This is a genomic window from Pseudomonas reinekei (genome assembly GCF_001945365.1).
GTDB lineage: Bacteria > Pseudomonadota > Gammaproteobacteria > Pseudomonadales > Pseudomonadaceae > Aquipseudomonas > Aquipseudomonas reinekei.
This window is the reverse complement of the sequence record NZ_MSTQ01000014.1, coordinates 84,120-102,607: the sequence shown is the minus strand read 5'-3', so window position 1 is coordinate 102,607 and position 18,488 is coordinate 84,120. Positions and strand designations below refer to the sequence as shown.

At 57.7% G+C, this 18,488-nt stretch carries 13 protein-coding genes; 5 read left to right on the top strand and 8 right to left on the bottom strand.

From position 1 onward, the window contains the following. The first annotated feature begins 34 nt into the window (after nt 1-34). Nucleotides 35-865, top strand: coding sequence for an alpha/beta fold hydrolase (locus tag BVK86_RS21110; protein WP_075948259.1), 831 nt, complete (start codon nt 35-37; stop codon nt 863-865). A 106-nt stretch (nt 866-971) separates the two neighbouring features. Beyond that, complete coding sequence (gene codA, locus BVK86_RS21105) at nt 972-2,216, top strand: cytosine deaminase (RefSeq protein WP_075948258.1); 1,245 nt, start codon at nt 972-974, stop codon at nt 2,214-2,216. Nucleotides 2,217-4,102: 1,886 nt separating this feature from the next. On the opposite strand, the gene BVK86_RS21085 is transcribed toward codA, so the two are convergent. From BVK86_RS21085 to BVK86_RS21075, 3 genes are all read right to left on the bottom strand, one after another. Beyond that, nucleotides 4,103-5,077, bottom strand: coding sequence for a hypothetical protein (locus tag BVK86_RS21085; RefSeq protein WP_075948254.1), 975 nt, complete (start codon nt 5,075-5,077; stop codon nt 4,103-4,105). 10 nt (nt 5,078-5,087) lie between these two features. Beyond that, nucleotides 5,088-5,576 carry an Hcp family type VI secretion system effector gene (locus tag BVK86_RS21080; RefSeq protein WP_075948253.1) on the bottom strand — a complete coding sequence of 163 codons (489 nt, stop codon included), beginning with the start codon at nt 5,574-5,576 and terminating at the stop codon, nt 5,088-5,090. A gap of 203 nt (nt 5,577-5,779) precedes the next feature. Further along, nucleotides 5,780-6,772 carry a diaminopimelate epimerase gene (locus tag BVK86_RS21075; RefSeq protein ID WP_075948252.1) on the bottom strand — a complete coding sequence of 331 codons (993 nt, stop codon included), beginning with the start codon at nt 6,770-6,772 and terminating at the stop codon, nt 5,780-5,782. 205 nt (nt 6,773-6,977) lie between these two features. On the opposite strand from BVK86_RS21075, the gene BVK86_RS21070 reads away from it, so the two are divergent. Together BVK86_RS21070 and BVK86_RS21065 are read left to right on the top strand one after the other, a co-directional pair. Further along, entirely contained in the window at nt 6,978-8,540 is a 1,563-nt protein-coding gene (locus tag BVK86_RS21070; protein WP_075948251.1) for a glucan 1,4-alpha-maltotetraohydrolase domain-containing protein, read from the top strand. Nucleotides 8,541-8,645: 105 nt separating this feature from the next. Beyond that, nucleotides 8,646-9,797 carry an MFS transporter gene (locus BVK86_RS21065; RefSeq protein WP_075948250.1) on the top strand — a complete coding sequence of 384 codons (1,152 nt, stop codon included), beginning with the start codon at nt 8,646-8,648 and terminating at the stop codon, nt 9,795-9,797. Between the two features lie 110 nt (nt 9,798-9,907). Here the strand turns inward: BVK86_RS21065 and BVK86_RS21060 are convergent, their stop codons facing one another. The 3 genes from BVK86_RS21060 to BVK86_RS21050 form a co-directional block, all read right to left on the bottom strand. Then, a complete protein-coding gene (locus BVK86_RS21060; protein WP_075948249.1) occupies nt 9,908-12,334 on the bottom strand; it encodes a TonB-dependent siderophore receptor in 2,427 nt (808 codons plus the stop codon). A gap of 97 nt (nt 12,335-12,431) precedes the next feature. After that, nucleotides 12,432-13,415, bottom strand: a complete 984-nt coding sequence (locus BVK86_RS21055; protein WP_075948248.1) for a FecR family protein — start codon at nt 13,413-13,415, stop codon at nt 12,432-12,434. 64 nt (nt 13,416-13,479) lie between these two features. After that, entirely contained in the window at nt 13,480-13,980 is a 501-nt protein-coding gene (locus BVK86_RS21050; RefSeq protein ID WP_075948247.1) for a sigma-70 family RNA polymerase sigma factor, read from the bottom strand. A 188-nt stretch (nt 13,981-14,168) separates the two neighbouring features. Here BVK86_RS21050 and tynA point away from each other — a divergent pair, with 188 nt between their 5' ends. Continuing rightward, nucleotides 14,169-16,457: a primary-amine oxidase gene (tynA, locus tag BVK86_RS21045; protein WP_075948246.1), complete on the top strand. Its 2,289-nt coding sequence runs from the start codon at nt 14,169-14,171 to the stop codon at nt 16,455-16,457. 70 nt (nt 16,458-16,527) lie between these two features. Here tynA and feaR read toward each other — a convergent pair whose 3' ends face one another. Further along, on the bottom strand, nt 16,528-17,442 hold the full coding sequence (feaR, locus tag BVK86_RS21040; RefSeq protein WP_075948245.1) for a transcriptional regulator FeaR: 915 nt from the start codon (nt 17,440-17,442) through the stop codon (nt 16,528-16,530). A gap of 101 nt (nt 17,443-17,543) precedes the next feature. Beyond that, a complete protein-coding gene (gene paaX / locus BVK86_RS21035; RefSeq protein WP_075948244.1) occupies nt 17,544-18,467 on the bottom strand; it encodes a phenylacetic acid degradation operon negative regulatory protein PaaX in 924 nt (307 codons plus the stop codon). Between the last annotated feature and the right edge of the window lie 21 nt (nt 18,468-18,488).

The following is an 18,488-nucleotide window of genomic DNA, read 5'->3' as shown; positions in this document are numbered from 1 at the left end:
CTTTTTGGCTCGCACCCGCCAAGAGGACACGCACATGACTGAATGGCCACTGGCTCAAACCTATCGCTTCAAAGGGCACTCCGTTCGCTACGCCGTGCGTGGCGATGGCCCGCCACTGGTGTTCGTGCATGGCACGCCCTTCTCTTCCTATGTCTGGCACCGGATTGCGCCGCACTTCATCACCACCCACCGGGTGCACTATTTCGATCTGCTGGGCTATGGGCAGTCGGAAAAAATCGATGGCGACGTATCCCTGGGCGTTCAGAACGAATTGCTCGCGCAGTTGCTGGAGCACTGGGGTCTGGTCAGCCCCGACGTCGTCGCCCATGACTTTGGCGGCGCGACCGCCTTGCGCACACATCTGCTCAACGGGAAGGATTACCGCAGCCTGACGCTGATCGACCCGGTGGCGCTGACACCTTGGGGCTCACCTTTCGTGCAGCATGTGCGACAGCATGAGGCGGCGTTCAGCGGCCTGCCCGATTACATCCAGCGGGCCATCGTGCCGACCTATATTCGCGGGGCAATCAAGCGCGACATCCCCGACAACGAACTCGCACCCTACGTGCAACCCTGGCTCGGTGATCCCGGCCAAGCGGCGTTCTACCGGCAGATTGCGCAGATGGACGAGCGCTACACCCGCGAGGCTGAGAGCCTGTACCCGACCATTCGCTGCCCGGTGCAGATTCTGTGGGGTGAGGACGATCAGTGGATTCCCATCGAACGCGGGCGCGCCTTGCAGCAACTGATACCCGGCGCGCAATTCCATCCGGTCCCCAACGCCGGGCACCTGGTGCAGGAAGATGCCCCCGAGGCCATCATCGCAGCGCTATTGAGATTCTTGCCCCTGCTAAAATCCGCCTGACCAAAGCCAATCTCCTGTGGGAGCGACCAGGCTCGCAACCACATTTGATCTGCGCCGATCAACCGGGCTAACGTAAGGGTATTGAACCTCTAAAAGGACGCTCCTGATGCACATCATCAACGCCCGGTTGCGCAACCAGGAAGGCCTGCATGAGTTGCACCTGGAAAACGGCCTGATCAGCAACGTCGCCCGCCAGATCGAGGCGCCGACCCTGGGCCCGAACGATCTGGATGCCGGCGGCAATCTGGTGGTGCCGCCCTTCGTCGAGCCGCACATCCACCTCGACGCGACCCTGACCGCCGGCGAACCGCGCTGGAACATGAGCGGCACGCTGTTCGAGGGCATCGAATGCTGGGGCGAGCGCAAGGCGACCATCACCCTGGAAGACACCAAGACCCGGGCGAAAAAAACCATCCAGGACCTGGCGGCCCACGGCATCCAGCACGTGCGCACCCATGTCGACGTCACCGATCCGCAGCTGACCGCCCTCAAAGCGATGCTCGAAGTGCGCGAGGAAAGCCGGCACCTGGTGGACATGCAAATCGTCGCGTTCCCCCAGGAAGGCATCGAGTCTTATCGCAACGGCCGGGACTTGATGGAGGAAGCAATCCACATGGGCGCCGACGTGATCGGCGGCATCCCGCATTTCGAGTACACCCGCGATCAGGGCGTCAGTTCGGTAAAGTTCCTGATGGACCTGGCCGAACGCACCGGATGCCTGGTGGACGTGCACTGCGATGAAACCGACGACCCGCACTCACGCTTTCTCGAAGTGCTCGCCGAAGAAGCCCGCAGCCGCGACATGGGCTCGCGGGTCACCGCCAGCCACACCACAGCCATGGGCTCCTACGACAACGCCTACTGCGCCAAACTGTTTCGTCTGCTCGGGCATTCGGGCATCAGTTTCGTTTCATGCCCCACGGAGAGCATCCACCTGCAGGGCCGCTTCGATAATTTCCCGAAACGCCGGGGCGTGACCCGGGTCAACGAGCTGCTCGAAGCCGGCATGAACGTGTGTTTCGGCCAGGACTCGATCGTCGACCCGTGGTATCCACTGGGTAACGGCAACATTTTGCGAGTACTCGAAGCGGGGTTGCACATTTGCCACATGCTCGGTTATCGCAACCTGCAAAGTGCGCTGGATCTGGTGACCGACAACAGCGCCAAGGCCCTCGCCCTAGGTGACCGCTACGGACTGGAACCGGGCCGCCCGGCGAACCTGCTGATTCTTTCCGCCGAAAATGACTACGAGGTGATCCGCAGCCAGGGGTTGCCGCTGTATTCGGTACGTGGGGGCAAGGTGTTGATGAAGCGAACGATGCCGGTGGTGAAGTTCCCCGGGCTGGATTGATCTTCGGCTTTAAATCCATTTGGGTCATCGCTCGTCGATTCGTCATCGGTTATGTACCGTGGCGTCAAACTGGCGATAACCAAATGTAAAAATCACACGAAAAAGAATCTAAGGACTAGCATCGCAGAAAACACCACTCCACCTACAATCCACGGCGCTATCAACTTCCGCTTAAGGTCTAGCGGTAAATTCAACAACTCATCCTTTTCTATAAGACCGCGTTTTTCGCATAACCTGGGTATCAAAAAAATTGTTGCAATCGACCCACACCTGAGTACCTTCCCAATCAGACCCAAACCAGAGAATGCTTCACGATTATTTACCACGAACTTACTTCTATCTAAGTAACTTTCTATTATTTCCGTGTATCGACTGGAGAACAGAAATATCCACACCAAGACTAAAAACATCAAGAATATTAAGAACAATGAAATAAAACCCAAAACAACCGTCATCTTTGAAAATACTCATAATCTACGTCCCCCCTTCTCACCCATATCTCCACCCCTCTCTCCTCCTGCCAAACCGCCTACTTCACTCCCTACAGCCACTCAAGCTTGCGCACCGAATCCGCCAGCCACAATCAACAAAGACAAGTAAAAATCAAACAAAAAAAAGCCAAAGAACAAACATTGCAAAAAACAATACACCTCCTGCAATCCAAGGCGCTAACAGCCTTCGCTTAAGGTAAACAGGCAAATTGGATAACTCGTCTTTTTCTATAAGGCCACGTCTCTCGCAGAGTTTAGGGATCAAAAATATTAATGCTATGGAGCAATTCCTGATAACCGTCCCAATTAATCCCACACTTTCAAATACGGCTCGATTATGCTGCACGATTTTACTATCACTTAGATAACCCTCTATTATCTCCGTAAATCGATAACAAGATAAAAACAGCCAGCACATTACTACAAACATGGCAACCATGATTAATGTCGAAATAATCGCAAACGCAATATCACTCACCTTGGCAGTAACTCACAAACGACTTTCGCTTCTCTCACCATATTTAAATCAATCCCTGCAACACTCCATCAATTTGCCCCTATTAATCATAGAACCTGAAGACCACAAAACAAATCATCAAGCATAAAAAAATCGAATAACGAGCATTGCAAAAAACGACACCCCTCCCATGACATAAGAAATTATCAACATTCGCTTAAGGTTTGGCGGCAATTTCAACAACTCATCCTTTTCTATAAGACCCCGTTTTTCGCATAACCGAGGAATCAGAAACATTGTTGCTACCGATCCATTCCTGAGAACTTTTCCAATCAGACCCAAACCAGAGAATGCCTCACGATTATTCGCTACAAATCGACTTTTACTTAAACACTCCTCAATCAACTCCGTGTACCGATAAGAAAATATCAACATCCAAAAAATAGCTACAAATGCCATAAAGTATATGAACAGTATTATTAACAGAAGCACTGAATCACTCATTTCTGCCAGCACTCAAACGCTTCATCCGAAATACACCGCAATGAAAAACCACCGACAACCAAATTTAAAAAATCAAACGAAAAAAATTCTTATGACTAACATTGCAAAAAAAACCACTCCACCTACAATCCACGGCGCTATTAACTTTCGCTTAAGGTCTAGCGGTAAATTCAACAGTTCGTCTTTTTCTATCAAGCCACGTCTTTCGAATACGCGGGGACAAAGGAACATTAATGCAATCGATCCATTCCTCATAGCGCTACCAATCAACCCCAACCCCGAAAATGCTTCACGATTATTAACCACAAACTTACTTTTATCCAAGTAACCCTCTACAATTTCCGTGTATCGACTGGAAAACAGAAATATCCACACCAAGACTAAAAACATCGAAAATATTAAAAACAATGAAATAAAACCCAGAAAAACTGTCATTATTCAAAATACTCATAGATTAAGTCACCGCCCCTCTCACCCATTTTCCCACCGACCTCTCCTCCTGCCCAACCGCCTAGTCCACTCCCTACTACCGAGCAAGCTAGTGCGCCGGCCCCGCCGGTAACGACTCCGATGGCAACGGCACATCCGGCTGACGCTGCGAGCCCCCCAACCATTCCTCCGAAAGATCCACCAAACAGGCCCCCGGACAACTTCCCTCCTTCTACATATTTAGCTTTCCTGCATTGATCCTCACGCCCAGTCGTGCATGCATTATAAATTGAGGCACCTGTCGCGGTGACACTCAGACCGACTCCAAGATATGTACCCTTTTTCATGAGGCTCGAAGCTTTCGCCACGCCATTAATGGTTTCAGCGTAGCCGGCTATGGTTCCTGTATGCAGGTAGCTTTTGGTGGAGATGCCCAGCATGTCCTTGATCGAGCCTTGGTTACGTAAACCGGACCCAAATCGGGCAAAGCTTTTTAATTGACCATCAAGCTTCTCAAATAGCGCCTTACGCTTTGCATAAAAAGCGTCTCGACTGCCAGCGCCACCACTTCTGGGAAGTTCACCATGAGCGGTTTCAATATTTTCGAGGGTTTTCTTGATGCCATCCAGGTGCTTGCTCCAGGCGCCCCCCACCGCGCCAATCCCTACGGATGAATAACCAAGAATCCTTGTCAAAAGCTCGTGATTTTCAACTAAAAAACCATCACTCTGCATTCCATTAGTCATAATCGCCAAATGGACTTCCAACGCTTTGCGCATATAAAACGCTTCTTCGGCGGTGCAGATCGATACTGAATCATCACCAACAATGATTATTTCGCCGGGCAATACAACTGTATTGACTACATGCGAATTCAGCACATCAAACTTGACACTGGATTTCTTCCCAAGATTCAAATTCGACTTTAAATATGAATATGGCTGCACATGCTCATTGATAAAAATGTAGGCCTTTGACATCAGCTAAACCTCACGAGCATTTTTTGTTTGCAATACGATCCCACCCACCGGCCACGTTTCCGCCGCCTGCGCCGTCCGTACGTTTTTGCTGGGTGTAGATCGTTTTTATGCGCCCGTAATCAAGGCTGATCGTTTCAGTAGGGACTCCATCATTTGCAACTTGCGAATAACTGGAGATGATTACCTCTTCCAGCTGAATCTCGAAGTACTTGAGTTTTTCGCCTCCTGCGCGGTGCAACCTCAATACAACATCTTTCGGATGTTCACCTGCGCAACTGGCTTCCAGGAGTTTGCTACTGGATTTATCCAGGGTTTTGGTAAACGTAAAATCGGAAACGGTGGTACACCCGGAAGAAGCGCCCCCCGCAGAACTGGCCGTAGCCGAGGTTCCCTGCTGGGTGCCGAAGCGGTAGCCGGTAATTTCGATCCAATCCCTGTGTTGCTCATCAAGCGCTTCACCCGGGATACCATTGATTTTCAAAAAAGCATCAAATGCCATGCCACCGTTCCTTGGCAGTGGAGTTGGAAGTCAACTCCGTCATGAGCAAATCTACAACTTTCTCTATAAAGAATGATTTGACTTACACGTCCTGAATACAGTGAAAAAGACCTTTCCTATGTCGCTCTGTCAGATTTCTGTAGGACATGTCCACAGGTGCCGGGTTTACTCTGGGTGGCGATCCGAAAACGGCGACATCAGAGTCAACTCACCAACCGAGCCGTACCAAACAGGCTGACCCGACTCAATTCCCCCCGCTCTTGCTCCAGCAGGATTGGCGCCGTACCACCGGGCATCGTCACCCTCACCTCTCCGGCACTCACCCAACCCACCCGCCACGCCGCACACGCCACCGCGGTGGCGCTGGTGCCCGACGATGCTGTCGGCCCTTCGCCGCGCTCGAATACCCGCGCGGTCACACACTGCCCGCCCTCATGCATCGCCCATTGGAGATTGATCCCCGCCGGGCACGGTTGTCCTGCACCGGTTGGCATGGCATAGGCGATGCGTGTCAGCCCTTCGTCCAACACCGGCTCGCGCATTTGTTCATTGCTCGGTAACGCATCCGCGCGGTCCACCAGCGTCACGCAATGCGGATTACCCACCCGCGCAAATTGACTGCGCGTCCACGCGCCGTTCAACGCTGCCAACGGCAGCACATGGCTCAGCTCACGACCCTTGAACGTCACGCTTTCAACGCCCTGCGCACTCACCGCCTGCGGGCCGAAAGCCGGTTGCCCCAAATCGAGCCAGAAGCCTTGCACCCCGTCGACCTGCGCCGCCTTCACCGACGTTTCCCCCGGTGAAACCAAATCGGTCTTGTCATGATGAACCCTGAGCACGCACGCCTGGTCCCGGGGCAATAGCCCTTGGTCACTCAGCGCTTGGGAGAAGATCGTCAGGCCGTTGCCACTGCGTTCGGCAAGCGTGCCATCGGTGTTGACGATCAACACGTCGAAGGGTGGCAAGGACTGGAACGGACCAACCAGCAAACCATCACTGCGATGATCCTTGCTGCCGGGAGGCTGCTCGCCCGGCGCCCAGGAACAGCACGCCTCGATAGCCGCCAATGCCCAGCCCTCGCGGGTTTGCGCAGCCTGGCTGGCTTGATCCGGCAAGTCTATGCCTTGGCTGCGCAGCGCTTGCGGCGCCACCACCCTGTAGATGTTGCCTCGTGCATCGTAAAGCCGCGTCATGTTTCGGTCCTGAGGTCAGCCAGCCAAGAGCCGGTACTTTAGGGCCACACGCGAGATCACAGCAAACGCTGTCGAGACAGAGCCGGGGTTACCGCGCTCCCGTTTTTTATCGCGAATGAATGCCACCACCTGTCATTTATGACAGCAGACAACCCACGCGCTCCCGCTCAGAATAGAACACTGGTCACTTTTGCCCGGTGTCAAAATGAAGCACGTTTCCCTGCCTTGCCTGTTAATAACGCTGACCTTGCACGGCGTGGTCATCGCCGACGAACCGGTGCGCAATGGCAGCGGGGAGGAAATCCTGTTGCAGGGTTTTCACTGGAACTCCAGCCGCAACGCGCCGCAAACATGGTACGACGTGCTGGCGCGCATGGCAGGTCAGATCGCTGGCGATGGCTTCACGTCCGTGTGGTTGCCACCGCCCTGGAGCGATGTGTCCGAGTGGAAAACACCTACGGCCGAAGGTGGAGGCGAAGGCTACTTCTGGCACAGTTTCGACAAGACCAGCCGCTACGGTGGAGATGCGCAATTGCGGCAGGCGGCCAGTGCCTTGAATCAGGCCGGCGTGAATGTGGTGTACGACATCGTGCCCAACCACATGAGCGATAAAGCCGTTTACGCGTTGTTCCCCAGGGGCCGAAACGAATGGCGCCACGACTGCGCGCAATGCGATGAAGGCGATGCGTTCATGGACGGCACGGCCGATCTGAACACGGCCAACAGTGAGGTATTCGACGCGTTCAAAAAGGAACTCATCAACCTGCGCGATCAGTACGGTGCCAAGGGCCTGCGCTTTGACTTTGTCCGAGGCTATGCACCGGAAACGGTTGACCGTTGGATGCAGGTATTTGGCGAACGGCAATTTTGCGTCGGCGAGATGTGGAAAGGCCCCGATGAATACCCCGAAGGTGACTGGCGCCGCAAGGCCAGTTGGCAAGATGCGCTCAAGGACTGGTCGGACCGCTCGCGCTGCACAGTGTTCGACTTTGCACTCAAGGAACGCATGCAAAACGGCAACCTCAACCAATGGCGACACGGGCTCAATGGCAACCCGAACCCGGCATGGCGAAAAATCGCCGTGACCTTTGTTGACAACCACGACACCGGTTACTCACCGGGGCCGTTTCAGGGCCAACATCATTGGCCATTGCCGGAGGAGCGCCGCAACCAGGCCTACGCCTACATCCTCAGCAGCCCCGGCACACCGGCGGTGTTCTGGTCGGACATGTACGACTGGCAACGCGGCGAGTTGATCCGCCAGTTAATCCGATTACGCAAGGACGCTGGCATCAAGGCCGACTCCGGGATCGACTTTCATACGCAGTACAGCGGAATGGTTGCCACGACGACCGGCACCCGTAAAAGCCTGGTGATCGCACTCGATTCGGATTTGACGAAACTGCCGGAAGGCATGGGTCAACCGGTACTGACATGGGACGGCGGTAAAATCCGCATCTGGAGCACGCCGGCCGCACAAGCGCTGATTGGCGTTGATTTCAATTGCGACTATGCCGATACCATCCTCGACGAAACCGTTTACGCCGTGGGCTCGTCGCTGGAACTGGGCGCATGGGACCCGCGCCATGCCATTGCCTTGACGTACAACCCGCAAGAGCGCCGCTGGACGCGGGTCATCGACCTGCCCGCAAACCAGGCCATCGAATGGAAATGCATCATGCGCAACAACGACACCGTACGCTGGCAACCCGGCCCGAATGTCAGGTTCACCAGTGGCACGGCCAGCGTCACCCGGGGAACGTTCTAGCGCGCAGCAACAAGGGTTGTGGGCAGCCTTCGAGGTCGCGACAGCTGAACTGATGTGCAAGGATGACGGTCTGCACACCGTCAGCTGCGTTAACAAGGATTTTTCATGACCGCCATCAACTCCCCACCGCTCTTCGTTCCCGGGCGCCTGGAACAAATGTCCACGCGCATCGCCTTTTTTATCGCGGGTGTCGGCATCGCCGCGTGGGCGCCGTTGGTGCCGTACGCCAAGGCGCGGGCCGGGCTGGATGAAGGCACGCTGGGGCTGTTGCTGCTGTGCCTGGGAGTGGGCTCTATTCTGGCGATGCCGATGGCCGGGATCCTCGCCACGCGCTTCGGTTGCCGCAAAGTGGCGACTGGCGGGACGCTGCTGATCTGCGCGGCGCTTCCGCTGCTGGCCACGGTGTCATCGATTCCGGCCTTGATCGGCACGCTGTTTATGTTCGGCGCGGGGCTCGGCACGGTGGATTCAACGGTCAACCTGCAAGCCGTTATCGTCGAACGCGCCAGCGGCAAGAACATGATGTCGGGGTTTCACGGTCTGTTCAGCCTCGGCGGGATCGTCGGCGCGGGGGGTGTCAGTGGCCTGCTTGGCCTGGGATTGTCGCCGCTGGGCGCGATGCTGGTGGTGATCGTCCTGCTGCTGGCTGCACTGCTGAAAGCTGCGCCACACATGTTGCCCTACGGCAGCGACAGTTCCGGGCCGGCGTTCGCCGTTCCCCATGGCATCGTGCTGTTCATCGGCGGCATGTGCTTCATCGTGTTCCTCGCCGAGGGTGCTGCGCTGGACTGGAGCGCAGTGTTTCTGGCGCAAGAGCGGGGAATTGATAAGGCGTATGCAGGGCTTGGTTACGCAGCGTTTGCCTTGACCATGACGGCCGGACGTTTGACCGGTGACAAAATCGTTCGGCGGTTGGGCGCCACACGGGTGATGGTGTTCGGTGGACTGACAGCAGCAGCCGGGCTGTGTCTGGCGACCTTTGCCCCAAGCTGGGAAGCGGCGCTGGCCGGTTATGCGCTGCTCGGCGCCGGTTGCTCGAACATCGTACCGGTGCTGTACACCGCCGTGGGCAAGCAAACCGTCATGCCGGAAAGCGTCGCCGTGCCGGCCATTACCACGTTGGGTTATGCAGGAATTCTTGCGGGGCCTGCGGTGATCGGCTTTGTCGCCCATGCGGCCAGTTTGAGTTTTGCCTTTGGCCTGATGGCCGTGTTGCTGGTGGCGGTGGCGATTGGCGGGAAGGTGTTGAAAGTCTGAGGGCATCGCTGGCAAGCCGGCGCCCACAGAGTTCGCGGTGCACACAGCTTAGGTGTACGACTACGATCCTGTGGCAGCTGGCTTGCCAGCGATCAACGCTCCCCGGTCTATCAGAACCCCACGCTGGCCTGCACATAGAACGTACGCGGCGCACCCACGTACATGCCCGCGTTGTTATCGCTGGAGCGGGTGAAATACTGCTTGTCGAAGATGTTTTTCACCCCCGCGCCGACCTTCAGGTTCGACACCTGCGGACCGAAGTCATAGCCGCCACGCACGTTCCAGGTGACGTAGCCCGGAATGTCGCCGTACTGGCCATCGGCAGTGCCTTCAGTGATGTAGTTGTTGGTGAAGCTACCGTCGGCATTCACAGCCACGCCCGGCGAGCGCTGTTTGGACTGGGCGAAGGCATCGACGTTATAGGTCCAGCGATCAATGTCGTAGCGCAGGCCAGCGGTGGCCACCTGGCGCGAGTAGAACGGCAGGTCGCGGCCCTTGAAGTCCGGAATCTCGCCTTCATAGACGGCGCGGGTGTAGGTGAAGCCAGCGTTGGCGGTCAGGCCCTCCAGACGCGGGTCCAAGGCGGCCATGTCGTAGTGCACCGACGCTTCAACACCCCGGTGAGTGGTCGCGCCAAGGTTGGTCCAGCCCGCATCGTTGCTGATGTACTGCAACTCTTTATCGAAGTCGATGTAGAACAGCGTCACTTCGCCGCCCCACACCTCATCGTTGTAGCGCGTGCCGATTTCGTAGGTCTTGGCTTTTTCCGGCTCCAGGCCGTTGGCGGTGCTGTCACCCGTGCCGCCCTGACCAAGCTGGAAATACTGCAGGCTGCCGAACGAGGTTTCGTAGTTGGCGAACAGTTTCCACGCATCGGAGATGTGATACATCACGCTCAGCGCCGGCAACGGCTCGTTGCTTTCGATGCTGCGGTTCTTTTCCGGTACAGGCCGGCCGGCGGTGTCGAGTACCGGGCGGTCATGCCAGTCGGTGCTGATGTGTTCAAAGCGAATGCCGGGGGTGACGGTCCAGTTGCCAACGTCGATCTTGTTATCGACGTACACCGAGTTGGCCTCGGTGCCGCCGGTACGGTCCTGGTAGACATGGCCATCGGAACCCGGACGCGCCACCGGTTCGTTGGCGCTGTTCAGCGCCAGACGGCTGGCCTCTTCGTGCATGGCCTCTTTCAGATAGCGATAACCGACACTGACTTCCTGGGTGGTCGGGCCGACGTCAAACACATGGGACACCCGTGGTTCAATGCCGAAGGTGTAGTAGGTACGCGGAAACGAACCGATGGTTTTCTGATCGCGGGCAGCGATGTTGCTGCCGCGAAAACTGTCGGTGTAATAGGTCAGCACTTCGGCCTGGGTGCGGTCGTCGAGCTGGCGGATCCACTTGAACGACACGTCCTTGCGGCGGCCGCTGAAGTTGTCGTTATTGCGGTCGGACTGGAACGGATCGGCGTCGTATTGCGCCTGGGTCAAGCCGCCGGGCATGTCGGCGCTGGCGTCGTAATAGTGGAAATTGAGACTGAAATCGTCCACATCAGTGGGCGCCCAATGGGTCTTGAGCATCACGTCGTCGATGTCGTTGCCGTTGTTGCGCTCACGGTAGCCGTTGCCGTTGACACCCGAATACAACAGCGCCACGCCCATGCCGTTGTCGGCGGTGCCGCCGGCAAATAACGTGTCGATGTGCTTCCAGCCGCCGTGCTGGGAGGTTTCCAGGGTAGTGCCGATTTCCGCCGAGGCTTTTTCCGGGATCGCGCGGGTCACGAAGTTGATCACACCGCCAACGTTCTGTGGTCCGTAACGCACGGAACCGGCACCGCGCACCACGTCGATGCTGTCGAGGTTGCCAGAGGAAATCGGTGCCATGGACAGCTGCGGCTGGCCGTATGGCGCGAACGCGGCAGGCACGCCGTCGATCAGCACGGTGGAGCGTGGTGACAGACGCGACGTCAGGCCGCGAACGCCGACGTTCAGGGAAATATCGCTGCCACCGGTGCCATTGGCCTCCTGCACTTGCACACCCGGTATGCGCTTCAGCACATCGCCGACGTTCATCGCGCCCTGTTCGATCATCGCTTCGCGGCGGATCACGGTCCGCGCGCCCGGGTGGTTCTGCACCACGGCGGCATCGGCGTCACCGAGCCAGTCGCCGACCACCTTGATGTCGGTCACGCCCAATTCCAGCGGACCGCTGGCCACCGCCGTCGGGGCTGGCAACAAAGTCACCGAACCTTCATCGATCCGGTATTGCAGGCCGCTGCCTTGCAACAACTGGCGCAGCGCTTCCTCCGGCGAAATATTGCCGTCCACCGCTGGCGCCTGCTTGCCGGCCACCCGTTCAGGGCTGAAAAAAACCTGCAACGACGTTTGCTGGCCCAGCTCACTCAAGGCCTGACCCAATGGCTGCGCCCGAATATGAATGGCATCGGCCGCAAAAGCCTGGGGCATCGCAACCTTGACCGCCAGCGCGAGTGCCAGCGGCAACCAGGGAAGTTTGTTGTTTTTAGTGGTGGATTTTTTCACGTCGAACGTAGTCCTGTGGATCGCAAAAGTGTGCGCTTGTTAATGCAAACCAGTTGCAGTTGAACAGGAAGACGATGAACTCGAAAAAAACCTGAATTTATTTTGAAATTATTTCCTGACTGCCGTCATCGAGGGTACGCACGGCCACCGGAAGGATGCCCGGCAGGGCCTTGAGCAACGCATCGGTGTTGTCGGATCTGAATACGCTGGTCAGGCGCAGCTTGCCGATTGCCGGGCTGCCAACCTTGAGCGGCTTGTCTCGATAGCGCGAGACTTGCTCGGCAACGTCGGCCAGGCTGGCGTTGTTGAACACCAGTTTGCCGTTGCGCCAGGCGGTCAGCTCGGCCGGATTGACCGCATAGGCCGCCGCGACTTTCCCGTGCGCATCGACATGGGTGCCCAGCCCGGCAGTGAGGCTGACGAAATCATTGTCCGCGGCATCGTGCCCCTGGACCTTGACGGTGCCCTGCTCGACCACGACTCGGGTTTCGGTGGCGCCACGGCGCACATCGAAACGAGTGCCGGTGACGGTGACCTTGCCGCTGCCGGCATCGACGACGAAGGGCCGCCGGGTGTCATGCTCGACGCTGAACATCGCCTCGCCTTCGGCCAACTCGATGCTGCGACGGTCCTTCTCGAAGCGCACCTGAATGCGACTGCGGCTGTCCAGATCGATCACCGAACCATCGGGCAACGCCACATGACGCCGCTCGCCAAGCGCCGTGGAAAATTCTGCAGTGTACGGCGACGGTCGGTCCAGGCCACTGAACAGTCCCAATCCGAGCGCCACCGCCAGCACACTGGCGGCCACCGCATAGCGCCCCATGGGGCGACGCTTGTGGCGCATCTGGGTGTCCTGACACAGCGCTTGCAGGCGGGCGGCAGGCACCAGGTCGGCGGCCTTCCACAGCCCCTGGAGCAATTCGAATTCGTGTCGGTGTTGAGGATGTTCGTCCAGCCAGGTTTCGAACCGGACCTGCGCTTCGGTATCGACGACGGGGTCCTGCAAACGCACAAACCAACGCGCCGCGTCATCACGAACGGTTGTTTGCCCGCACGCACAAGCACGAGTATCCATCATGGAAGTTCCTGTTTGGCTGGGGATGAAAAATGGCCGCCGACCCGCCTTATGCAGGCGCGGTACCTCATGGCTGCAACCCTTCCAGACGGTCGCGCAGATGCCGCAGCGTGCGGATCATATACTTTTCCACCATGTTCTTGGACAGACCCAGGCGTACGGCGATTTCAGCCTGGGTCAGGCCTTCGATTTTCTGCCAGACAAATACCTTGCGGCAGTTGATCGGCAGCTCGGTGAGCGCGCGTTCGATGGAGTCGGCCAACTGGATCGCATGCATGAAGTGCTCCGGGTCGCCGGTCGACGACACACTGAGATCAATCGCCTCTGACTCCATGGCGCCCCGCCGATCCTCACGCCGATAACCGTCCACTGCGATGTTGCGCGCGGTCTGATGCAGGTAGGCCCGAGGTTGTTCCACCGCCGTCGAATCCGATTCAAGCACCCGCACAAAGGTATCGTGGGCCAGATCCTCAGCCTGCTGACGGTTTCTCAGGCGACGGGTCCAGGTGCCAACCAACTCTTCGTAATGCTCGAAAAAGCCGTGTCTGCGGGGCAGCTTGGGGATCATTTCGGTGTGCTGTGGAGACGGGGGCGTGAATAGTAATGTTTCCTATTAACCCATGGCAACGATTTGCGAACTGGCGCCTGCAAAGGCAGGTATCCCAAGCAATTTGGCAGAAATCCAAATGCAGTCAGCGACGGGTTGTAGCAAAGTGCAAGAATGCCAGTCACCGGCTTTTCCCCAGGAATGCACACATGCCCAGTAACCACGCATCGCCCAAAAGATCACCGCTTGCCCGCCTCGCCCTGGCCATTTCCCTGAGCGCCCTCGGCCTGCCTTTCTGGGCCGGCAATGCCCAGGCCCACGGCGGTCAGGCAGAAATGGTTCCCCTGCAAGCGGGTCTGGAAGCGTTTGGTGCCACGGTCAAGTGGGACGATTATTCGAACCTGTTCACCATTGCCAAGGACGGGGTCTACCTCAAGGTCAAGCCCGACAGCAAAGTGGCCATGCTCAACGGCAAACGTATCGAGCTGACGGTGCCGGTGGTGTTCAAGCACCACACCGCGTTCATGTCCAAGGATTTCATCAACCAGGTGTTCCAGTCCGGCCTGGACAAGACCTTCGTCGTCGAAACCCGCCCCAGCCCGCTCAACCCGTTGAGCGCTGCGGAAATCACGGCGGCAGTGGACATCCTCAAGCAATCGGAACACTACAAGCCGGGCTTTCGTTTCACCGAAGTCTCGGTCAAGGAACCGCCGAAGGATCAGGTGTGGAACTTCATCTACACCGGGCAAAACGTCACCCAGCCGCGCCAGGCCTCAATCGTGGTGCTGGACGGCAAGCATGTGATCGAAGCGCTGGTGGATCTGGACAGCCAACAACTCAAGTCCTGGAAACCGGTGCAAGGCGCCCACGGCATGCTGTTGCTGGACGATTTCGCCACGGTGCAAACCGCCGTGGAAACCAGTCCGGAATACGCGCAAGCCCTGGCCAAGCGCGGTATCAATGATGTGAAGAAGGTTGTAGCCACACCGCTGACTGTCGGCTACTTCGACGGCAAGGACGGCCTGGCGCAGGACAAGCGCCTGCTGAAAATCGTCAGCTACCTGAATGTCGATGACGGCAATTACTGGGCGCACCCGATCGAAGGGCTGGTGGCGATTGTCGATCTGGAACAGAAAAAACTGATCAAGATCGAAGACGAAGCCCTGATTCCAGTGCCGATGAAACCCACGCCTTATGACGGGCGTGGGCGCCAGGGCGTGGCGGTCAAGCCGCTGGAAATCATCGAGCCGGAGGGCAAGAACTACACCATCAGCGGTAACAGCATTCACTGGCAGAACTGGGACTTCCACGTGCGCCTCGACTCGCGGGTCGGGCCGATCCTGTCCACCGTCACTTATGACGACAAGGGCAAGAAACGCAAAATCATGTACGAAGGCTCGCTGGGCGGGATGATCGTGCCTTACGGCGACCCGGATGTCGGCTGGTACTTCAAGGCCTACCTCGATTCCGGCGAATACGGCATGGGCACCCTGACCTCGCCGATTGCCCGCGGCAAAGACGCCCCGGAAAACGCCGTGTTGCTGGACGCCACCATCGCCGACTACACCGGCGCACCGACCGCGATTCCCCGCGCCATTGCGGTGTTCGAGCGCTACGCCGGGCCAGAGTACAAACACCAGGAAATGGGCCAGCCCAACCTCAGCACCGAGCGTCGTGAACTGGTGGTCCGCTGGATCAGTACCGTGGGCAACTACGACTACATCTTCGACTGGGTCTTCCAGCAGAACGGCACCCTCGGCATCGACGCCGGCGCCACCGGGATCGAAGCGGTCAAGGGTGTGAAAACCAGGACCATGCACGAAGACACCGCCAAGGAAGACACGCGCTACGGCACCCTGCTCGACCACAACATCGTCGGCACCACGCACCAGCACATCTACAACTTCCGTCTCGATATGGACGTCGACGGCGAGCAGAACTCACTGGTGGAAGTGAACCCGGTGGTGCTGCCCAACGACCGTGGCGGACCGCGCACCAGTACCATGCAGACCGAGACCAAAGTGGTCACCAGCGAACAACAGGCGGCGCAGAAATTCGACCCGTCGACCGTGCGCCTGCTGACCAACTTCAGCAAGGAAAACAAAGTCGGCAACCCGGTTTCCTATCAGTTGATTCCGTATGCCGGCGGCACGCACCCGGTGGCCAAGGGTGCCAATTTCGGCAAGGACGAATGGCTCTATCACCGCCTGAGTTTCATGGACAGACAACTGTGGGTAACGCAATACAACCCGGAGGAAAAGTACCCGGAAGGCAAGTACCCGAATCGGTCGGACAAAGACTCGGGCTTGGGGCAATTCACCCAGGATAACCAGTCCATCGAGAACACCGATGACGTGGTCTGGCTGACCACCGGCACCACCCACATCGCCCGCGCCGAGGAATGGCCGATCATGCCGACCGAGTGGGTGCATGTGCTGCTCAAGCCGTGGAATTTCTTCGATGAAACGCCGACGCTGAACCTCAATTCACCGAAGTAACCATGCAATGACCCCTGTAGGAGCTGGCTTGCCAGCGCCTACAGGATTATTCGGTGCTCATGAAAATGCCTCAGGCGTACTGCTTGCGATATTCCCCCGGCGCAATGCCAAAGCGCGACTTGAACGCCGTCGAAAAATAACTCGAATCAGAAAACCCCCACGAGTAACCCAGCACCGACAACTTCTGATCCTTGCCCGATTGCCGCAGCGATTCGGCGCACAGGTCAAGGCGTCGGTTCTTGATATAGCGCGCCACCACCAGGCCTTTCTTGGCAAACATGCGGTACAGGCCACGAGTCGACATGCCGACCTCCCGCGCCAGCCATTCCGGGCACAGCTCTTCCGAGCGGATGTGCTGATCGATAACACTCAGGGTCTTGCGGAAGGTGCGCTCGTGCGGGTCCGTGCAATCCTCGGTGTGGCTGATGGCGGGCCGCAGCAAGCTGACAATGGCTTCCAGGGTCGCTTCGCTTTCTTGCCGGGTCAGGTGTTGTTGACGCGTGACATCAAGGATCAGCCGGTGCGACAACATGGCGATCGGTGAGGTTGCTGCAATCCGCTGGCCGCATTTGACCGGGTTGAAGCGCAAGGTTTGCTCGACCAGTTGATAAGGCAGGATCAGCGACAACTGCCGGGAGTTTTCGCTGTAGGTGAAGTCACTGGGTCGCGAGGCATCAATGAGCGTGATGTCGCCAGCGGACAACAGCACCTTGTCGTCACCCTGGGCCATGCCCGCGCTGCCATCGAGCTGGAACACCGCAAAGTACTTGCCGCCCTCGCCCGCCGCCACTTGCTGCGGCGTGCGGTAAAGCCGCGCCTGGCACGCATCGACGAAGCTGAGCTTGAGGGCATCGCTGCGGTATTCGCGAATCTGCCCGGCAAAGTCGCTGCCCAGGGGTTGTGCGTTGAATGCGCCGCAGATCTGGTTGATCTGATGGATCCACTGATCGAACCCATCCTGGCGCTGTGCGGTTGTAGAAATCATGTCAGGCCTCACGCAGGCTTATTTTTATTGTCTACGCCAATCCACACGACATCGGATGCTTCAAGTCTCCTGAACCGCACCACTTCCTGAACAATGACGTGCTATTTCAGTCCGCCAAAACGCCGATAAAAGCTTTCACCGACATCCGGCAACGGACCATCGGCCGTTTCCAGTGCGCTGTTGAGCCACTCTTCGGCCTTGGCGTAAATCAAACGGTAAATATTGCGGCACAACTGCCGGGCCGCACGCCCTTCCCAATCACCGGGCAACAATTCGTCCGGCAGTTGCGGGTCCCGCAGCAGCAATTTGCGGTACTCGTGAATAAGCAGGATCCGCGCCAGAAAGCAGTCGGCCGGTTGCAGGTTTTCCTGCTCGCGAAGCGCTTGCCAGAGCGGTCGGAACAACTGGATGAACTCGCTATAGTGAGTCGCCAGCTCCTCAATGTTCCAGCTCTCGCGCACTTGCAGGCGCAGCGCTTTGGAGGCCAGCACATCCTGGGCGGTGGTCTCGAAGACGATGGTGTCTTCCTGGGCGCCGAGGTCGAGCAAGGTCGCGTTGACATCGGCTCGGTCGCTGCGCGGGCACGCCAGGACCACCGGCGAAATCGCACCAAAACCTTGCCACTCCAGTTCTTCGCGCACTTGTTTGCGCTTGTCCTGGGTCAGTTGCGACAGCATCACCAGGCACCAGGAACCATCCCAGGCCGGCATCGTGGTGCTGTAGACCCGCTTGAAGGCCTTGTCGAAACGTCGGCGGCCGGTGCCGGTCAGGCTGTAATAGCTACGGCGACCGACCTTCTCGGCGGTCAGCCAGCCTTCCTTGGTCAACCGAAAAATCGAGGTGCGGATCAGCCGTTCGTTGATGCCGATCGGCTCGAGCAATTGAATCAGGCTGCCCAGCCACACGGTGCCACCGTGGGGTTCGATGGCATCACCGTACAACGTGATGATCAAGGAACTGGCGCGAATCGGCGTCTGCTCCTGGAAGCGCGTAATCAGATGGTTCAAAGGTGTCAGGGACGACATGGGCGTACCGAGCGAAAAAAG

Coding starts and splice junctions, on each gene's coding strand:
- feaR (WP_075948245.1), bottom strand. CDS start 17,442: ATGATTTCTACAACCGCACAGCGCCAGGATGGGTTCGATCAGTGGATC.
- codA (WP_075948258.1), top strand. CDS start 972: ATGCACATCATCAACGCCCGGTTGCGCAACCAGGAAGGCCTGCATGAG.
- paaX (WP_075948244.1), bottom strand. CDS start 18,467: ATGTCGTCCCTGACACCTTTGAACCATCTGATTACGCGCTTCCAGGAG.
- BVK86_RS21085 (WP_075948254.1), bottom strand. CDS start 5,077: ATGTCAAAGGCCTACATTTTTATCAATGAGCATGTGCAGCCATATTCA.
- BVK86_RS21110 (WP_075948259.1), top strand. CDS start 35: ATGACTGAATGGCCACTGGCTCAAACCTATCGCTTCAAAGGGCACTCC.
- BVK86_RS21050 (WP_075948247.1), bottom strand. CDS start 13,980: ATGATCCCCAAGCTGCCCCGCAGACACGGCTTTTTCGAGCATTACGAA.
- BVK86_RS21065 (WP_075948250.1), top strand. CDS start 8,646: ATGACCGCCATCAACTCCCCACCGCTCTTCGTTCCCGGGCGCCTGGAA.
- BVK86_RS21055 (WP_075948248.1), bottom strand. CDS start 13,415: ATGATGGATACTCGTGCTTGTGCGTGCGGGCAAACAACCGTTCGTGAT.
- BVK86_RS21080 (WP_075948253.1), bottom strand. CDS start 5,576: ATGGCATTTGATGCTTTTTTGAAAATCAATGGTATCCCGGGTGAAGCG.
- BVK86_RS21070 (WP_075948251.1), top strand. CDS start 6,978: ATGAAGCACGTTTCCCTGCCTTGCCTGTTAATAACGCTGACCTTGCAC.
- tynA (WP_075948246.1), top strand. CDS start 14,169: ATGCCCAGTAACCACGCATCGCCCAAAAGATCACCGCTTGCCCGCCTC.
- BVK86_RS21075 (WP_075948252.1), bottom strand. CDS start 6,772: ATGACGCGGCTTTACGATGCACGAGGCAACATCTACAGGGTGGTGGCG.